Origin of the sequence: Kitasatospora sp. NPDC048298 (assembly GCF_043201465.1) — a bacterium.
Lineage (GTDB): Bacteria > Actinomycetota > Actinomycetes > Streptomycetales > Streptomycetaceae > Kitasatospora.
This window is the reverse complement of record NZ_JBICYZ010000051.1, coordinates 1-17,051: the sequence shown is the minus strand read 5'-3', so window position 1 is coordinate 17,051 and position 17,051 is coordinate 1. Positions and strand designations below refer to the sequence as shown.

General features: G+C 75.6%; 14 protein-coding genes. 1 reads left to right on the top strand and 13 read right to left on the bottom strand.

Annotation, left to right across the window (positions count from 1 at the left end; translation table 11 throughout):
• From ACGF0D_RS30530 to ACGF0D_RS30510, 5 genes are all read right to left on the bottom strand, one after another.
• Window positions 1–312, bottom strand: a complete 312-nt coding sequence (locus ACGF0D_RS30530) for a PAAR domain-containing protein (protein ID WP_392921658.1) — start codon at window positions 310–312, stop codon at window positions 1–3.
• 75 nt (window positions 313–387) lie between these two features.
• A complete protein-coding gene (locus ACGF0D_RS30525) occupies window positions 388–2,166 on the bottom strand; it encodes a VgrG-related protein (protein ID WP_392877547.1) in 1,779 nt (592 codons plus the stop codon).
• Complete coding sequence (locus ACGF0D_RS30520) at window positions 2,163–2,924, bottom strand: LysM peptidoglycan-binding domain-containing protein (protein WP_392877549.1); 762 nt, start codon at window positions 2,922–2,924, stop codon at window positions 2,163–2,165. Before ACGF0D_RS30520 ends, ACGF0D_RS30525 begins: the two co-directional genes overlap by 4 nt.
• Window positions 2,925–2,977: 53 nt before the next feature.
• The gene (locus ACGF0D_RS30515; protein ID WP_392877551.1) at window positions 2,978–3,403 is read right to left on the bottom strand and encodes a phage tail protein; all 426 of its coding nucleotides are present in this window, start codon (window positions 3,401–3,403) and stop codon (window positions 2,978–2,980) included.
• Between the two features lie 81 nt (window positions 3,404–3,484).
• Window positions 3,485–4,051, bottom strand: coding sequence for a hypothetical protein (locus tag ACGF0D_RS30510; RefSeq protein WP_392877553.1), 567 nt, complete (start codon window positions 4,049–4,051; stop codon window positions 3,485–3,487).
• Window positions 4,052–5,948: 1,897 nt separating this feature from the next.
• On the opposite strand from ACGF0D_RS30510, the gene ACGF0D_RS30505 reads away from it, so the two are divergent.
• Entirely contained in the window at window positions 5,949–6,401 is a 453-nt protein-coding gene (locus ACGF0D_RS30505) for a hypothetical protein (RefSeq protein WP_392921656.1), read from the top strand.
• A 520-nt stretch (window positions 6,402–6,921) separates the two neighbouring features.
• On the opposite strand, the gene ACGF0D_RS30500 is transcribed toward ACGF0D_RS30505, so the two are convergent.
• The 8 genes from ACGF0D_RS30500 to ACGF0D_RS30465 form a co-directional block, all read right to left on the bottom strand.
• Entirely contained in the window at window positions 6,922–7,080 is a 159-nt protein-coding gene (locus ACGF0D_RS30500; protein WP_181970396.1) for a DUF6760 family protein, read from the bottom strand.
• A complete protein-coding gene (locus ACGF0D_RS30495; RefSeq protein ID WP_392877558.1) occupies window positions 7,077–7,562 on the bottom strand; it encodes a hypothetical protein in 486 nt (161 codons plus the stop codon). The genes ACGF0D_RS30500 and ACGF0D_RS30495 overlap by 4 nt, the downstream gene beginning before the upstream one ends.
• The gene (locus ACGF0D_RS30490; RefSeq protein WP_030290301.1) at window positions 7,559–7,999 is read right to left on the bottom strand and encodes a phage tail protein; all 441 of its coding nucleotides are present in this window, start codon (window positions 7,997–7,999) and stop codon (window positions 7,559–7,561) included. Before ACGF0D_RS30490 ends, ACGF0D_RS30495 begins: the two co-directional genes overlap by 4 nt.
• A gap of 60 nt (window positions 8,000–8,059) precedes the next feature.
• Window positions 8,060–9,592, bottom strand: coding sequence for a phage tail sheath family protein (locus ACGF0D_RS30485; protein ID WP_392877559.1), 1,533 nt, complete (start codon window positions 9,590–9,592; stop codon window positions 8,060–8,062).
• A gap of 214 nt (window positions 9,593–9,806) precedes the next feature.
• A complete protein-coding gene (locus ACGF0D_RS30480; protein WP_392921653.1) occupies window positions 9,807–11,939 on the bottom strand; it encodes an ATP-binding protein in 2,133 nt (710 codons plus the stop codon).
• A complete protein-coding gene (locus ACGF0D_RS30475; RefSeq protein ID WP_392921651.1) occupies window positions 11,936–12,646 on the bottom strand; it encodes a DUF4255 domain-containing protein in 711 nt (236 codons plus the stop codon). Before ACGF0D_RS30475 ends, ACGF0D_RS30480 begins: the two co-directional genes overlap by 4 nt.
• Window positions 12,643–15,912, bottom strand: coding sequence for a hypothetical protein (locus ACGF0D_RS30470; protein ID WP_392921648.1), 3,270 nt, complete (start codon window positions 15,910–15,912; stop codon window positions 12,643–12,645). The genes ACGF0D_RS30475 and ACGF0D_RS30470 overlap by 4 nt, the downstream gene beginning before the upstream one ends.
• Before the next feature lie 255 nt (window positions 15,913–16,167).
• Entirely contained in the window at window positions 16,168–16,881 is a 714-nt protein-coding gene (locus ACGF0D_RS30465) for a hypothetical protein (protein WP_392921645.1), read from the bottom strand.
• Window positions 16,882–17,051 lie beyond the last annotated feature (170 nt).

Genomic DNA, 17,051 nt, shown 5'->3' with positions numbered 1-17,051 from the left:
TCAGCCCCCGATCAGCACGTTGAACGCGCCGACGGTGATGGTGGCGCCGCAGGTCGTCTTGTCGCCCATACGGGCGGCGGGAAGGCCGCCGATCAGCACCATTCCGCGGGTCACCGCGCCCGGGGAGGGCAGCACCACGTTGCCGGGGCCCAGGGCCAGGTGCGGGGGGACGACGCAGGCGTGGACGCTGCCGACCACCGCGGCGGGGCGGCCGCCGATGAGCACGGTCGCCACCCTGGGGGCGCCCGGCGGCGGGGTGGTCAGGGCGCCGCCGTGGTCGGTGAGGTCGCCGGTCCGGGCTGCGGGGGGCATGTGCGGTCTCCGTTTCCGATGGTGCCCCGTTGGTCGTGGGCACTCGTCATACTGCCATGTGTTGTTGACGTTCCATCAATTGATCCTGACGAAGGCCCCCTTGAGCACCGCCTCGGCGCCGCCGTCCACGGTGACCGAGGTCGTCCCCCGGACGGTGACCGATCCGCCGCGCACGTTCACCGCGCCGGTGCCCGCGTCCAGGGTGATGCCGGAGGGCGAGAGCCGCACCGTGCTGCCGGCCGCGCCGCCGAGGCCGTGGACGGTCAGCACGATCTCGCCGCGCTGCTGGTCCAGGCTGACCTCCAACTTCCCGTCGCCGCTGGCCAGATGGACGCCGGACTTGCCGCCCGGCACGTCCAGCAGCTCCATCCGGTGGCCCGAACGGGATACCACGGAACGGCGGTTGACCTTGCCGGAGGCCCCGTCGACCAGCGGCACGTCGTGCGGGGAGGGCCGGTCGACGCCGTTGTAGAGCCCGCCCAGCACGTACGGGCTGTCCAGGTCGCCCTGCTCGAAGCCGACCAGCACCTCGTCGTTGACCTCGGGGCTGACCACGCCGCCGCCCCCGGCTCCGCCCCACTGCACGGTGCGCACCCAGTCGGAGACGTAGGTGTCGTCCAGCCAGGGGAACTTGAGCTTCACCCAGCCGCGCTGCCCGCCGCCCGGCTCCCGGACGTCGGTGACCACGGCGACGGCCAGGCCGGGCATCCGGGGCCCGCGCGGCGGCGCGTTGCCGCCGCTGGTCAGCCCGGCCAGGGAGCGGTCCGGGGCGGCGCTGACCACCACGGTGGTGCGGTAGCCGCGGAACGGTTCCAGCAGATGGCGTACCCCGGTGGCGGTGTAGCGACCGGAGAAGGCGGCGCCGACGTTGCCCAGGGCGACGGCGGTGCCCGCCCGCAGCCGCGGGTTGCCCTCGGCGACGGCCTCCAGCTCGCCGAAGCCGGCCGCCACCGAGGCGGCCAGCGACCGGGCCACCGAGGCGGTCTCCGCCTGGGTGCGGTACGGGGTGTCGGCGACGGTCAGCCGGGCCTGGCCGGGGAACGCGGAGGCCACCACGGAGGGGCTCATGCCCGGTTGCACGGTACGGGAGGTCACCGCGGGCTCGGTGGCGACCAGGGCGCTCTTGGTGGTGACGTTCCAGCCGCGCGCCTCGACCGTGTCCGCCCCCGCGGCGCCGGTCAGCACGCCGCGCAGCTCCAGCAGGTTGCGGCCGTACTCCAGCACCAGCGGGTTCTGCGGGGCCGGGGTGGAGGGGGCCGGGGCGCCGGAGGCCGGGTCGGGCCGGACGAACTCCAGCTTCCCGTCGTCGTCCACCCGCACCTGGGCGCCGCTCTCCTGCGCCAGGAACTGGAGGAAGTCCCAGTCCGGGACGTTGGCCTGGGAGAGCTGCTGGTGGACGACCGGGAAGGAGTCGATCTTCCCGCAGGTCAGGCCCGCTCCCGTGGCGACCTCGCGGACGATGTCGGCGGTCGTCATGTTCCGGAAGGCCTTCACCCGGCGCCCGCGCATCAGCCGGTGGGTGACCGCCGAGGCCCGCACCACGGTGTACGAGCCGGTGGTGTCCACCTCCAGCTCCAGCGCGGTCACCTCGCCGGTGAACAGCCGCGCCCTGGTGTTGCCCTGCACGGTGACCACGGAGACCTTCAGCGGGGTGCCGATGGTGATCCCGGTGGCGGCGAGGAAGGCGTGGTTGGCGTCCCGGAAGGACAGCACGGCGGTGTCGGGCAGGCCGACGCTCTCCTCGATGTCGCAGGAGACCAGCTGGGTCACCCAGATCGGCGGGAGCGGGCCCGGCGCCTCGACGACGGGATCGGCGGCGAAGGAGCGGCCGCCGCGGGCCTCGGGAGTGGTCATGGCCGTCCGCCCTGGGTGGGTTCGCTCCGGGTGTGGTTCCCGGCGCGGCTCTGGGTGAGTTCCTCGATGCCCGGCACGATCAGGTCCGCGCCGGGGACGAGCGCCATCGGGTCGTCGATGTCGTTGGCCTCGGCGATGGTGCGCCAGGCGGTGGCGTCCCCGTACGCGCGCCAGGCGAGCAGCGGCAGGCTGTCGCCGGCGATCACCCGGTGGGTGCTGCGGGCCTCCGGGGAGCCGGAGGTGGGGTTCTGCCCGGCCGGGTCGACGCTGGCCTCGTCGATGGTCAGCGAGCAGACCGCCCGCAGCGGCTTCCCGTCGACGTCGAAGAGCGAGTAGGTGACCGAGAGGCCGGTCAGCACCCCGTTGAACGAGGTGGTCTTCAGGGTGCCCCAGTCCAGCCGGATCCACGGGCTGGCCGGTGTCTTGCGCGCCAGGCTGGTCGGGGTGGGTACGCAGGCCGTCATCAGCTGCTCCACCGCCCGCTCCACCGAGTTGTCGTGGGTCGCGGTGGAGTCCAGGAACACGTCGAGGGAGAGCGAGCGCGGACCGCTGCCGACGAACTCGGGCAGTGCGGACTCCCCCGCCATCCGGGACGGGGTGCGCCGCCACTCGGTGGTCTTGCTCAGCCGCAGGGTCGCCGGGTTGAACTGGAGGCGCAGCTGGGCGAGCGTGCCGCCGGGCTGGGCGCCGACCGTGGACGGTGGCTCCATGATGGTCAGTTGGGCCCGGGTGACGCTGGCGGGGACCGCCGGGGACATCCTGGTGCTCCTTCCGCGGGTCGGGGGGTGGACGGGGTTCGGGAGGGGTGGGGTCAGGAGGGACGCAGGCCCGCGTGGGCGATCTCCAGGGTCTCCATCGCGGCCTGGGAGTTGGCGGGGTCGAAGGACGGCCCCTCCCAGCGCACCGGGACGATCCCCATCACCTGCCAGCCGACGATCCGGCTCAGGTCCGGCCGCAGCGCCACGATCTCGCCGTCCTTGGGCTCGACCTTGCGGACGATCTCGGACAGCCAGCGGGTGATCTTGGTGGTGTCCGCGGTGACCGCGCGGGTCAGCGTGATGTTCGACCAGGTGATGCGCCCCGGCAGCTGCCACGCGAAGCCGTTGTTGCCGCCCTCCGCGTACTGCTCGATCTCGACCTGGGCGCCGAGCCCCGAGCAGGTGGTGAACTCGCCGAGGTCGTTGCCGCCGATGGTCAGACTGAAGAACACACTGGACGCGAAGATGTTGTCGGTCATCGCTTCTGCTCCCTGCTTCCGGTCACGTCGCTGCTGCGGCCTTCTGGCGGCCGTTCACCTGGTCCGCGTCGCGGCCCGCGCTCAGCGGCGCATGTCGTACGGTTTGCCGCTGCGCTCCCGGCCCCTGCGCAACTCGGTGCGCAGCAGCCGGCCGACGGGTTCGACCAGGCGCCGGGCCAGTTCGTCGAGGTCGGACGGGTCCGCGGACGGCTTGGCGTGCGGCCCGCCGGGGGCCTGCGCCGGGGGTTCCGCGGCCCCGGCCCGCTGCACCGTGGTGGGGGTGCGCGCGGGCACGGCGGTCAGCGGGATCCCGGCCAGGCCGTTCTGCTCGGCCACCCGCTGCAGCACCCGGGCCGTGCCGGGCGTGGGCGGGACGGCCCGCGCGGACGGTGTGGACCGTACGGCGGGGGCGTTCGCGGCCTGCCCGGTCGGCAGGGACCAGGACACCACGGGTACGGACGCGGACGCGGTGGCGGGCTGCGGGCCCGCCGACCAGCCCGCGCCCGCCGGGGACGCGAGGGTGGGCGGCTGCGCCGGGGACGGCTGCGGGGGGTGGGAGGTGGCCGGGAGACGCTGGATCGACTGGGCCGCCGGGGGCGTCACCGGCCGGAGCCGGACGACCGGCGGGCGCGCGGCGGACGTCGGCACCGTGGCTCGCTGCAGGACCGACTGCCCCGGGCTCGTGACGTCGGACTGAGGCCACGCCGGTGCGCCCGTGTTCGGGACTGCCGAACGGGTTCGACCGGGCAGCACCTGCGACGCGTGCGCGGGCACGGCCGCGGTCGGGGTGGTGCCGCCGGGCACCGGCGGACCTCCCTGCGCCGACGGGTGACCGGCCCGGTCCGAGGACCGTCGGGAGAAAGCACGCTGCACGGCGGCCACCACCCCGCGCGGCGCGGCCGTCCCCGGGGCGGGGAGCCGCCCCGGGTTCGTCCGTCCGGCCGGCCTCCCGGTTGCCGGGCCGCCGTCGCGGCCGCCCGGCGAGGGCCGGTCCGGTGCCTGTGAGCGCTGCGGCGCGGCAGCGGCCGACGGTGCAGCGTCCGGGTGGGAGGTGAGGGCGTTGGGCCAGGCGGCCCGGACCACGGGTGGCGTCGACGCCGGACCGGCGCCGGACGGCCCGGCTGACGCGGCCGCAGCGGCCGCGGACGGCGCCGGCGCAGTGGCGAGGGAGACCGACATCCGGCGGTCACCGAGCAACCCGCGCCGCGTGCCGATGAGTTGGACGGCGCGCTGCACGCCCAGGCCGCCCGGGGCCGGACGGGCGGGCACCGTCACGGTAGGCATCGGAGCGGTGCCGCCTCGGGGCGGGGCGCTCGCAGGGCGCGCCCCGGGAGCGGTCGGTTGCACCGAGGCGTCCGGCCGCCGCTCGGGGCCGCTGCCACTGCCACTTCCGGACGGCGAGGCGGCGAAGGTACCCACAGTCCCCTGTGGGGCAGCGGAGGGCAGGGGGCGTCCGGCTGCCGGTCCGCGCCTGCGGCGTCCGCTGCCATCGGCGGCCGGGGCGGTCGGGCCTGCCGGTCGCCCGTCATGGCCGGTCTGGGTCGGGCTCTCGGACGGGGTGTCGCCCGGGCGCCCGGTGGCGCGTTGCACGGGCAGCCCCTCACCGGCCGCCGGCGAGACGACGGCGGGCGCGGCGCCGTCCGCCGCCGGGGCCGCGATCCGCTGCACCGGTCGGCGCCCGCCGAGCAGCGGCGCGGCGGCACCGGCCACGGCCGCCGTCGACGGCAGCGCGTCGAGCGGCGCGCCCAGGCCCCCGCGCGCACGGGCCGGGACCGGCTCGGGCTGGACCGGCGCCGAGGGAGTGGCGGCCCCGGAGGGCGCGCGGTGGACGGACGCGCCCTCCACGGGCCCGCTCACGCCCCCGGGGGTGTGATCGGGCCGGAGCGGCACCGACGGCGCACGCTGCACGGACACGCCCTCGGCAGGCCCGCTCGCGCGGGCAGGAGCCGAATCGGGCCGGACCGGCGTCGACGGAGTGTGCGACGAGGTGGCGGCGTCGGACGCCGCGCGCTGCACGGACGCACCCTCGACGGGCCCGCCCGCGCGGGCAGCGGTCGGTGCGGGCCGGGCCGGCGCGGCGCGTTCGGGGGTCGGCGAGGAGGAGGGCGTGCGCTGGACGGACGCGCCGCCGGCGTTCCCGCGCTCGGGCCGGGACGGCGCCTGGCCTGCCGGGCCGCCGGCCGTACGGGCGCGACGGGCCGGGGCGGCGTCACGGCCCCCGCCTCCGGAGGGCAGGGCGCCGTCGGGCCGGCTCGTCCCGACGACGGGAGACCCGGCCGCGGCGGCGGGGACGACGGGCATGGCCGGCGCCCCCGAGGCGGCGTCAGCGGCCCGGGGACCGTCGGTGGCCAGCGGTGTGGCGCTTGCGGGCAGCGCGGTCAGGGGCGCGCCGAGGACCGGGCGGGCGGGCGCCGCGGCGGGGCCGCTCGCGGGGGCACGCTGGACCACCCCTTCGGCCCGCCCGCTCCGCGCGGGCGCGGACGCGGGCGCCGCGGCCGGACCGGACGCCGTCCGTACGGCGGCTTCGCCGCTCGCGGGAGGGCGCGTGCCGTCGGTCGGTGTCTCCGTCATCGCGGCGGGCGTCGGTGTGTCGGTGCCCCGGGCCGTCGGCTCGGTGGCGACGCCCGGCGCCCTGACCGTTCCCGGGACGGCCGCCACCGGGCGCGCGGGCAGCGACGTGGGGCGCCTCGCCACGACCAGCGGAGCGCCCACGGAACGCGGACGCACCGGACGCTCGACGGTCCGGGCCGCGGAATCGTTCGGAAGCGGGGAGGCCGTGACGGCCTCGGGCGTCGCCCCGACGGCAGCCGGCGCACTCGCCGCCGCAGCAGCAGCGGGCGTTCCGGCAGCGGATTGCGGCGCCGCGGCCTTCGGCGAACCGGCCTTCGGTGAACCGGCCCTCGCCGCAGCGGACTTCGACCCGCCCGGCACGGGCGCAACGGGCGCCGCCACAGCGGGCCTCGGCGCACCGCCGTCGGCCCCGGCCGCGACCGGCTGACGCTCGCCCCCTCCCGCGCGCGGCGGGCGCGGCGCCGACCGCACCGGGAGTCGCCGCAGCCGGACGGAGCGCTGGACCGGCGCGGCCGGCCGGGCCGCGCCCGACGGCCCGGCCTGCGCCGGCTCCTCGGGCCCGGCCTGGACCGGGAGCACCGGCACGACGAGGTCGTCCCCGCCCGTGCGGGCGGGGTCCGGCAGGCCCGGCCTCGCCACGGCCCGCAGGATGCCGACCGGGGCGGTCGGCAGGACCGCGTGGCCGAGCGGGCCGCAGAGCGAAGGGTCCTGCCAGGCGGTGAGCCGGGAGCGGAACGTCAGGCCGTCGCTGACGCCGTGGGCCGGCCCGGCCAGGGTCGGGACCAGCGGCGCGACGGCGCGCCAGCCCCCGTCCCCGGCCGCCGGGCGCCGCCGGGGAGCGGCCTCCCCGACGCCCCCACCGGTGCTCCCGTCGGCCTCCACGCCGACGGGAGCACCGGTCTCGCCGCCCCTGCGGCGGCCGATCCAGTCCCGAAGCCCCACCCGGCTCACCCGCCTTCGCTGATGCGGGTGTTGAGCCGCGCGATCTCCCTGACCCACTGCCCGCGTTCGCGGTGGGTCAGGTCCAGGATGTCCTCCCGCTGCCAGTGGAAGTGGTACGCGATGTACGCGATCTCCTCGTACAGCCGAGCAGGCGCGTACGTCACGATTCCCCCAGGCGCCCACCGGCGAGGTCGACCTCGAAGGCGCCGTCGCAGTGCGGGCAGGTCACCGCGGCGCGCGTGTGGCCTTCGCTGTTGATCCGCTGGTAGAGGTCCTGGAGGAAGGCCACGTCGGTGGCGTACATCCGCTCGACGACCCCGGCGTGCACGTCGGTGATGTCGCCCAGCCTGGTGATCACGTGGCTGAGCAGCACCACGCTGAGGTACGCCGGGTTCTCCTTGACCCGCAGGTCGATCTGCGGCATCAGCTCGTCGCGGGCGGTGGCCAGGCGCATGGCGCCGTGCCGGTGGACGGTGCCCTCGTCGTCGACGTAGCCGAGCGGCAGCTCGAACTCGAACTCGGTGTGCGGCGCCCGCCCCCGGGGCTGCGACGCCGCCGCTGCCGCCGGGGCCTGCTGCTGGGGCGCGGCGTTCTGCGGGGCCGGAGCCCCTTCCAGCAGCTCGTCCAGGCCGATCTTGCGCCTCACTCGACCGAGATCTCCTCGAACACGATGGTCACGGTCTCGGTCGCGGCGCTGGACTCGCCGGCGCTGAGGGTGGGGCCCTCCCAGCGGCTCGCCCAGGCGTTGGTCAGCTGGATGCGCCGCAGGGTGGCACCGGTGGTGTCCTTGACCTCGATGGTCAGGTTCTGCCGCGCGGTGTTGATCGCCCCGTTGTTGAGGGTCTCCTTGATCCAGTCCGTGAACGCGCCGCTCTTGTCCAGGCCGCGGGTGATGGTCACCTCGCCGGGGAGCCGGGCGCCGGGCTGCTTGCGGACGATCAGCTTGCCCTCTTGGGTCACCTGCTTGTACTCGACGACGTCCTGTTCGACCGTCAGGTTGCTGATCTCCTTGACGGACTCGACGTTGTAGCCGCCGAGTTGGACGCCGAAGATATGTGTGGAGAGCGGATCGCCTTCAGCCATGGGTTTCTGTCACCTTCCGATGCGAGGGGTGCCGAGGGGTGGTGGTGCCGACCGGGCCGGTCACTCGTTGACGAGGCTCGTGCTGTCGGAGAACTGGGACAGCCGGAACACCACGAACTCCGCGGGCTTCACCGGGGCGACGCCGATCTCGCAGATCACCTGGCCGAGGTCGATGGACTCCGGCGGGTTGTTGTCGCGGTCGCACTTGACGTAGAAGGCCTCGGCCGCGGTCTGGCCGAACAGGGCCCCGCGCCGCCACTCCTCGGTGAGGAACGCGGTGATGTTCCGGCGGATGCTGGACCACAGCCGGTCGTCGTTGGGTTCGAAGACCACCCACTGGGTCCCCAGGAGGATGGACTCCTCCAGGTAGTTGAACAGCCGGCGCACGTTCAGGTAGCGCCACGCCGGGTCGGAGGAGAGGGTGCGCGCGCCCCAGATCCGGATGCCGCGCCCGGGGAACGCCCGCACGCAGTTGACGCCGATCGGGTTCAGCAGGTCCTGCTCGCCCTTGCTGAGGCGCAGCTCCAGGTCCACCGCGCCGCGGATGACCTCGTTGGCGGGCGCCTTGTGCACGCCGCGCTCGGCGTCGCTGCGCGCCCACACACCGGCGACGTGGCCGCTCGGCGGGACCAGCACGTTGCGGCCGCTCGCCGGGTCGAACACCTTGATCCACGGGTAGTAGAGCGCGGCGTAGCGGGAGTCGAAGCCCGCCTCCTCGTTGCGCCAGGTGCGCATCCGCTGGGCGTTCAGGCCGGGCGGCGGGTCCAGGACGGCGATCCGGTCGCCCATCTGCTCGCAGTGCGACATCACGGCCAGCTGGACGGTGCGCAGGCCCTCGTCGTCGAGGTCGCCGCGCTGGTAGGCGCTCATCAGGTCGGGCACCGCGACCATGGTGATCTCGTCGATCGCCTCCAGGCCGCCGAAGCCGGTCCGGGCGGCGGCGTCGCCGACGTACTCGGCCGGGTCGAGCCGGCCGGCCGGGACGGCGGCCGGCGCGGGCGCGGCAGCCAGGGCGTGGGTGCGGCGCTCGGGGCGGCTCGGCGCGGTGCCGGGCTTCTCGGCGACGGCGACCAACTTCGACTCGCGCAGCTGGGTGACGACGTAGCCCTTGGTGCTCTTGCGGGTCGAGACGTCGTACGTCTCGACGACCTCGGCGCCCCGGCGCACCAGCAGCCGGAAGCGGTCCTCGGGGACGTTCTCCCCCTCCGCGTCGGCGACCTCGACGGACACCTCGCCGCCCGCGGCGGGCAGGGCGGAGAACAGGAACCCGGCGATCTCGACGGGCGGGGCCGCGGTGACGGCGGGGGCGGCGCCGGGCGCCTGCCGGGCCGGGTCGCCGACCCGCACGACGTAGGCGGAGCCGCCGCCGTTGGCGAAGAAGCCGTACACCGAGTGCGCCAGGTAGGTGCCCTCGGTGAAGCCGCCGAACCGCTGGACGTACTGGTCCCAGTTGGTCACCAGTGTGGGCTCGTGGAAGGGTCCGGTCTCGGCGAAGCCGACGAAGGCGGCGACGGCCGTGCCGACGCCCTCGATCGGCCGGGCACCGGACTGGACCTCCTCCACGTACACGCCCGGGGTGAGGTACGACGGCATACGCGCTCCTTCGGCTGGACCACCGCTATTCGCCGGTCATTCGCCTCCGAGTCTGCTGCCCGGGCACCTCCCGGGAACATGTCCGCAGGTCCCGGACCGGGGGCAGGAACCGCTGCCCCCGGCGGACACCTCGGTGGGTCTCCCCAGGCGCCCCGGCTGCCCCGCCGTCCCCCGGCCCCTCGGCAGCCCGACAGCCGGTCGGCCCGTCAGCCCGTCAGCCGTGCCCGGCGTCCCCGAGCCGGCCCAGCCACGGCCCGAACTCGCTCGCCAGCACCAGCCGGCCGAGCTTGCGGTACTCGCCGACGACCGCGGACACCAGCTGCGCCATGCCCAGCGGGGCACCCGTCCCGGCGGCCAGGTAGGCCGCGGAGACCGCGCAGGCCCGGATGGAGCCACCGGTGAGCTCGAAGTTCCGGGCGCAGTAGTCCAGGTCGAGGTCGTCACCGCGGGGCACCAGCGGCCCGAGGCAGCGGTCCCACAGCAGACGCCGCTGCGTCTCGTCCGGCAGCGGGAACTCGGCGATGACGTCCAGCCGGCGGGTGAACGCCTCGTCGAGGTTGGCCCGCAGGTTGGACGTCAGCACGGCGATCCCGTCGAAGGACTCCATCCGCTGCAGCAGGTACGCCGTCTCCACGTTGGCGTGCCGGTCGCGGGCGTCCTTGACCTCCGAGCGCTTGCCGAACAGCGCGTCCGCCTCGTCGAACAGCAGGACGCCGTTGACCTGCGCGGCCTCGGTGAAGATCCGTTCCAGGTTCTTCTCGGTCTCGCCGATGTACTTGTCCACCACGGTGGAGAGGTCCACCACGTACAGCTCCATGCCGAGTTCGGCGGCGACCACCTCGGCGGACATCGTCTTGCCGGTGCCGGACTCCCCGGCGAACAGGGCGATCACGCCGTTGCCCCGGCCGCCGCCCGGGCGCATCCGCCACTGCCGGAGCACCTGGTCGCGGTGCCGGGCGCGCAGCACGAGTTCCCGCAGCCGGCCCGCGGTGGGGGCGGGCAGCACGAGGTCGGACCAGCCGACCCCGGGCTCGATCCGGCGGGCGAGCCGGGCCAGGCCGGCGGCGTTCTGCGCCCGCACCGCCGTCCGCAGGTCCTCGGCCCGCACCGGGCGCCGCTCGGCGGCCGCCGTCCTGGCCGCCACCGAGGCCGCGCGGGCCAGTTGCTCCCCGTCCAGCCGGTAGGCGGCGACCGCCTCGGCCAGCTCCTCGTCCAGCTCCGCGCCGAGCGCGCCGGCCCACTGCTCGGCCCGTACCCGGGCGTCCGGCGGTGGGACGGTGACCACGACCGGGCTCCGGGCCGCCCAGGTCGGGTCCCAGACCTGCGGGCCGTGCACGACCAGCGGGACGCCGTCGAGTGCCGCGCACAATTCGCGCAGCAGGGCGGCCCGCTCGGGCCGTTCGGGTTCGAGCCGGTCCAGCGGTCCGAGCACCACGCCGCCCCCGGCCAGGCGTGCCTCGCGGGCGAGCACCCGTACGGTGGCCTCCGGTGGGCGGGCGGCGAGCGCGGCGGCGTCGACCAGCAGGGGCGGCGGGCCGTCGGCCGCGAGGGCGGCCACCGCGATCGGGGCGGCGTGTCCGCTGCGGTCCAGCAGGTGGACGAACCCGCCGTTGGCGGCCAGCGCGCGCAATCGCTCGTCGGGCCGCTCGCCGGACCGTTCGTGGGACCGCTCGTCGGGCCGCTCGTCGAGCTGCCGGAAGCGGGGCTCGGCGCGGCGGGCCAGCCCGGCGAGGGTGCCGTCCGGCTCGTCGTCGCCGAGCAGATGGGCCGTCACCCGGTCCGGGACGCGCAGGGTGCGGGAGAGCAGCGGGCGGTCGGGCTCGGTGACCTCCAGCAGGCCGCCGGCGACCAGCGGGGCGCGGACGGAGAACCGGAAGCGGCCGGCGCCGGCGCCGGGCTGTCCGCACAGCTCCAGGGCGAGGCCGATGGTCGCCCGGCGGCGGGTCAGGTCGTCGTTGAGGTAGCCGTAGAGCTGTTCGAAGCGGGAGTCAAGGTCGGGGGCGAGGGCGACCAGCAGCAGGTCGAGGTCCACCGGGAGCAGCCCGAAGGCGGCGGCGAGCCGGCCGAGCCGGGAGCCGGGCGGCGGGGCGGGCCCGTCGCCGAGGTCCCCGGTGGCCCCGTGCACCGTGGCGGAGGCCGCCAGGATGCGCTCCACCGCCTCCGGGCCGAGGTACTGGCCGCGGTACGGGTCGTCCGGGTCCGGGTCGTCGGCCCGGCGTTCGCGCACCGCGGCGCGGACCTTCTGCTCGACGCGGTGCAGCCGCTCCCAGAGGTGGTCGTGGTGCGGGCCGGGTGGCTGGGCACTCGGCGGTGCGTCGTTCACGGGCTGTTCGAGGTCGACGGTCATCGCGCCCTGCCCCGTGGCCGGCGGCCGGGCGGCAGGCCGCGTTCCCTGGGCGCGGCGAAGCCGTCCGGCCCCGGGTCGTCGGTGCCCTGGTAGCGCAGTCGGCGGCCCGGCCCGTCGGTGGGCGGCGGCCCGGCCGGGGTGGTGTCGCCGGCGTGCAGCACCAGCCCCTCGGTGACCGGCGGCCCGGCCGGGCTGCGCCCGCCGGGCAGCGGGGCGAGCACCCGGAGGTCGACGGAGGGCCGCAGCTCCCCGCCGAGCGAGGACCAGACGTCGGACACCGACGGCAGGCCGGTGTCACGCCCCGCGATGTCCAGCGCGACGGTCAGTCCGAGCTCCGCGAGGCTGCCGGTGAGCAGCCGGGCGGGCAGGGTGTCGGTGGCGGTCAGGCACTGCAGCACCTCGGCCAGCAGCCGGTGTTCGTCCTGCGGCCGGTTGGTCCAGGCGGTGACCAGGTAGGCCAGCTCGAACCAGCGGGGCGCCGGGCGGTGGCCGGTCACCAGGCCGTCCGCGTCGTACTCGGCGACGGTGCCGGTCTGCCGGCGGCCGGTGTCCTCGCGCAGCCCGTACAGGAAGACGCTGACCGTGGGCGCGTTGCGCCGGGCCGCGAAGTCCCGGGTGGGTGCGTCGAAGACCACCTCGATCCCGCGCTCGGGCAGGCCGGTCTCGGCGAGCAACTGCCGTAGTGCTTCGTCGACTTCGTGGATCACCGCCGCTCCACCTCCCCGGGCGGGCCGATGCTGCCCTCCACCACCAGGAAGGGGCAGGTCACCGGGGAGAAGCCGGGGCCTTCGGCGGTGATGGTGCGCGGGCCGGTCTCGTCCTTGGGGAGGATGAGCAGCTGGCCGGCGAAGGTGCCGTCGTCCTTGGGGCGGGTGGGCGCGGCCGCGGCGGTGATGCCGGGGTTCCAGGTGAACCGGACGGGCGTGCCGGGCGGGAAGTCCACGCCGCGCACCGAGGTGACGAAGCCGGGCTTGCCGATCGGCGGCACCGCGACGATGCGGGGTTGGAGGATGCGCAGCGGGGTGCTCGCCCGGTGCGGTCCCGGGGTGGCGTCGGTGCCGGTGGTGGTCAGCTCCGCGGTGATGGTGGTGTCCAGCGCGGCCACGGGCGAGAGCACCACGCGGACCACGGCGCTGCGGCCCGGGGCCAGGTCGCTCACCGTGCAGGTGCCGGCCCGGCAGCCGGGGGGCAGGGCCTCGGTGGGCACTCCGGCGGGCAGGCCGAGGGTCAGGCGCAGACCGGTGGCGAGGGCCTGGCCGGTGTTGCGGACGGTGTAGCTGACGGTCACGTGGCCGCCGACGTAGCCGGGGTTCGGCTGGGCGTCGACCGCGATCGTGGGGCCGGCCTGGGGCGGCGGTACGGGGGCGGGCGCCGGGGGCGGCGGCGGGGCGGGGCTGGGCGTGGCGGTCGGGCTGGGTGCGGGGGTGGTCGGGGTCGGTGTCGGGGTCGGCGTGGCCGTCGGTGACGGGGTGGGGGTCGGGGTCGGCGACGGGGTCGGCGGCTCCAGCACCGGCAGGAAGGTCCGGGCGGAGTCGTCGTCGGGGTTCGGGTCCTGGACCGCTCCGGTGACGCTCCAGCCGAAGTCCGGGTAGCCGGGCCGGGTGCCGATCAGGGTGGCGGTGATCCGGATCACCGCGTGCGGTGCCATGGTGCCGAGTTCGCAGCGCAGCGCCGCGGCGTCGCACGTTCCGGTCGGGGTGGTCAGCTTGCCGAGCCGGGCACCGGTCGGCACCGAGACGGTGAGGACGGTGCCGGGCGAGGGCGCGGGGCCCTTGTTGGTGACGGTGACGGTCACGTCGGTGCTGCCGTCGACGGGGACGGCCGGGGTCCGCTCGGGCACGCTGACCGACAGGTCGACGGACTGCTGGACGGCCGGCTCCTTCTGGCGGCCCGGCAGCCGCCAGTCGAGTTCGGTGAGCTTGGCGGTCGCGAAGTCGTAGACCTTGAGGCCCTCCGGCGAGCTCGGCGGCGCGTCGCGGCGCGAGGTCATCAGCAGTTGCGCGCTGTTCGCCGTCCAGGCGACGTCGCGGGGCTGGAATGGCCCGGTGGTGGGGCGGTCGGGCAGCGGCCGGGTGCAGGCGCCCTGGCCGAGCCCGGCGGGCACGATCACCGTGCAGTCGGCGCCGGTCGGCGTGGTGACCACCACCCCGTCCTGGTGGTTGTTCCCACCGTCACCGGCCTTGCGGTTGAAGGCGATCCGGCGCCCGTCGGGGGCGAAGGCGGGGCTGTCGTCGATGACATCGCAGTTGCCCGGGCAGGCCGTCCGGCTGAGGTCGGTCTGCCGGGTGAGGTCGTCCGCGGAGACGGTCCAGACGTGCAGGTTGCCGGCGTTGCCGTCGATCACGGCGGTCCGGGAGAAGGCGATCAGCTTGCCGTCGGGGGACCAGAACGGCTGGCCGTCGGAGGCGCCCTGCTGGCCGGCCGGCGGCTGGACGGTGCCGACGATCCGCCCGGTGGCCACCTCGGCGATCAGGACGCGACCGGGCCGGGCGGGCTGCCCGTCGGTGGCCGGGGCGCTGCGGCTGAACACGATCAGCTTGCCGTCCGGGGAGAGCGACGGGTCGGTGTCCCGGTCGTCGGGGCCACGCCCGGCGAGGTTCATCGGCTGCGGGTTCGCCCCGTCGCCGTCGGCGATCCAGATCCGCTGGATCCGCCCGGCGGGCCCGTCCTCGTAGCGGGTCACCACGATCTGGCGGCCGTCGGGGGTGTAGGTCTGGCGCTCGTACCAGGGGTCGAAGCCGGGGCGGGGGTGGAAGAGCGGGTCGGCGGCCGGGTCGGTGCTGGTGTTGCCGTCGGCGGCCGGGTCCTCGCGGAGCACGCTGATGCCGAGGTCGCGCGGGTCGGACCCGTCGGGGCGCATGTCCTCCACGTCGGCGACGTTGGAGCCCGAGGCGCTGGTCTGCTCGACGACGGGGCCGCCGCCCTGCTGCGGGCCCAGCCAGGTCGGCGAGGAGATCAACCGGTCGGCCCGGTAGAGCAGTTCGGGCGCCTTGCAGTTGCAGGTCAGCGCGCTGTAGAGGTTCACCACGGGCGGCCGGGTCGGGTCGGGCTGCGGACTCGGGTTGTTGGGGTCGAGCAGGTCCGCGCTGAGGAAGACGACTCCGGTGCCGTCGGCCGTCCAGGCGGCGGAGCCGGTCTTCCAGGTGGAGCCGGTGCCGGGGAAGAAGGCCTTGTCGTCGCCGGTGGGCGAGGTGAGCATCAGGGTCCGTCCCTGGGCGCCCTGGTCCCAGGTGTAGACGATCTCGTTGCGGTGGGCGTCGTCGTCGACCGGGTTCCAGGTCGGGTCGACCGCGTCCCCGTTGGTCACGTTGGTGACCTTGACGGGCGCGCCGCCGGTGAACGGCCTCAGGTAGATCTGACGGTGCGACGGTTCGCCGTCGCAGGAGTAGGCGATCCACTTCCCGTCGGGCGAGACGGTCGGATGGGTCTCGTCGGCCGCGCCGTCGGTGATCCGGTGCAGGCCGCTGCCGTCCCGGTTGACGGCCCACAGGACGTGCTGGGGCTTGCTGTCGCCGCCGCGGTCCTCCAGCGCCTCGAAGACGACGCCCTTGCCGTCCGGGGCGAGGGCGGGGCGGGAGGTGTCCATGCCGGTGGTGAGCCGGTGCACCGCGCCGGCCGCGTCGCGCAGGTACACCTGGGGCAGCGGGCTGTCGCGCAGGCTGGTGAAGACCACCTCGTCGCCGCGGGCCGACGGGTCACGGTCGAAGTGGATCGGGCCGGGCCCGAACAGCGGGGTGCTCGACTCGGCGCCGGTCACCTTGCCGAGGCCGCGGTGGTCGGTGCCGGCGAAGACGATCCGCCCGGCCGCCGGGTCGACCGCGGCCACCGGGGCCGCGGCGCCCGGCCCACCGGGGGCGGCGCCGGTCAGGGTCACCAGGGCCGCCGCGAGCGCGAGCAGCACCGCGACGGCGGCCCTGGCCGGCCGCCGGACGGAGCGGGGGGTGGCGGTGGCGCCGATCACGCTCGACCTCACAGGTTGCAGGGGCGGTCTCCCCCGCAGTGTCCCCGGTGCGGGCGCGTCACGGGAGAGCCCGAGCACCCTCAGTGGGGGTAAGAGGTGATGTCCCCAAAGGGCAGTCCGGGACGGTCGTGGGGCGCGTGGGCCGGCGCGTGGGGGGCGGTCGGTCGGTGGGTCGGCTCCGGGGACGGCCGCGCCTCAACACGAAGGCGCCGCCTCTCGCCCGCCCTTTCGGGCGTGGAGAGGCGGCGCCGTGTGTTCGAGGGTCGATCAGAGGTCGGCCCGCAGGGCGACAGCCGCGGCGACCAGGTCGTCCAGCCGGTCGAACCGCCTGTTGTCCTCCTCCGCCTTCGATGAGGACAACAGGTAGGAACCGTCGGTCTCCTGCCGGATCCTCAGCTGACCCGGCTGCTCGTCGTAGGCGTCCTTCGCCAGGACCAGCGTCCACATCGACATGTAGGGGAACATCTCCGCGAGGACCGACTCCGCACGCAGTGCGGTGATGAGGTTCCGGTAGTCCTCGAATTCCTCGTTGCCGAGGAGGAGGTCCCACATCACGGCTTCCGGGTTTCCGTCCTCGTACCCCTGACTCAGCCGTGAGTACGTCATGAAGGGAAACTCTTCGGAGAGCTCCTTGAGCGTGGCCCCCCGCTTCCAGGCCGCGATGACCCTGGCGGTCTCGACGAGGTCAGAAGTGGTTCCGCCGGCCGATGCCCGCAGTCCTCGACCGCTGCCCAGCCAGAGGACGAACCCTCTTTCCTCCAGCAGGAGGTTGACCCTCACCCGCCGCGCGGGTGACTCGAACACCGCGACTTTCGGCGACCAGTCGGGAACCGGCGGCGGGGGCTCGTCCCCGAGATCGATGCCGTGTTCGGCAGCGGTCGCGAGGATGGTGGCCGTCAGGCCTCCGAAGCGGGCGAACTCCGGATAGTGCCCGGATCCGCTCGATGGGTCACCGCCGATCGCACCGTTCGCGTCGGTCATGGAATCCTCCCTTCGTACTCAAGCTCGGACAGGTTACCGGCCCCGGGGGGGGGGGGGGGGGGGGGGGGGGGGGGGGCGGGGGGGGCGGGGGGCGGGGGGGGGGGGGGGGGGGGGGCGGGGGGCCCCCCCCCCCCCCCGCCCGCCGTCCATGCCGTACACACACGTCGGAC

What these genes read in the sequence shown, in the direction of transcription:
- ACGF0D_RS30525 (WP_392877547.1), bottom strand. Translation starts at nt 2,166, where the DNA reads ATGACCACTCCCGAGGCCCGCGGCGGCCGCTCCTTCGCCGCCGATCCC.
- ACGF0D_RS30465 (WP_392921645.1), bottom strand. Translation starts at nt 16,881, where the DNA reads ATGACCGACGCGAACGGTGCGATCGGCGGTGACCCATCGAGCGGATCC.
- ACGF0D_RS30485 (WP_392877559.1), bottom strand. Translation starts at nt 9,592, where the DNA reads ATGCCGTCGTACCTCACCCCGGGCGTGTACGTGGAGGAGGTCCAGTCC.
- ACGF0D_RS30515 (WP_392877551.1), bottom strand. Translation starts at nt 3,403, where the DNA reads ATGACCGACAACATCTTCGCGTCCAGTGTGTTCTTCAGTCTGACCATC.
- ACGF0D_RS30480 (WP_392921653.1), bottom strand. Translation starts at nt 11,939, where the DNA reads ATGACCGTCGACCTCGAACAGCCCGTGAACGACGCACCGCCGAGTGCC.
- ACGF0D_RS30530 (WP_392921658.1), bottom strand. Translation starts at nt 312, where the DNA reads ATGCCCCCCGCAGCCCGGACCGGCGACCTCACCGACCACGGCGGCGCC.
- ACGF0D_RS30520 (WP_392877549.1), bottom strand. Translation starts at nt 2,924, where the DNA reads ATGTCCCCGGCGGTCCCCGCCAGCGTCACCCGGGCCCAACTGACCATC.
- ACGF0D_RS30490 (WP_030290301.1), bottom strand. Translation starts at nt 7,999, where the DNA reads ATGGCTGAAGGCGATCCGCTCTCCACACATATCTTCGGCGTCCAACTC.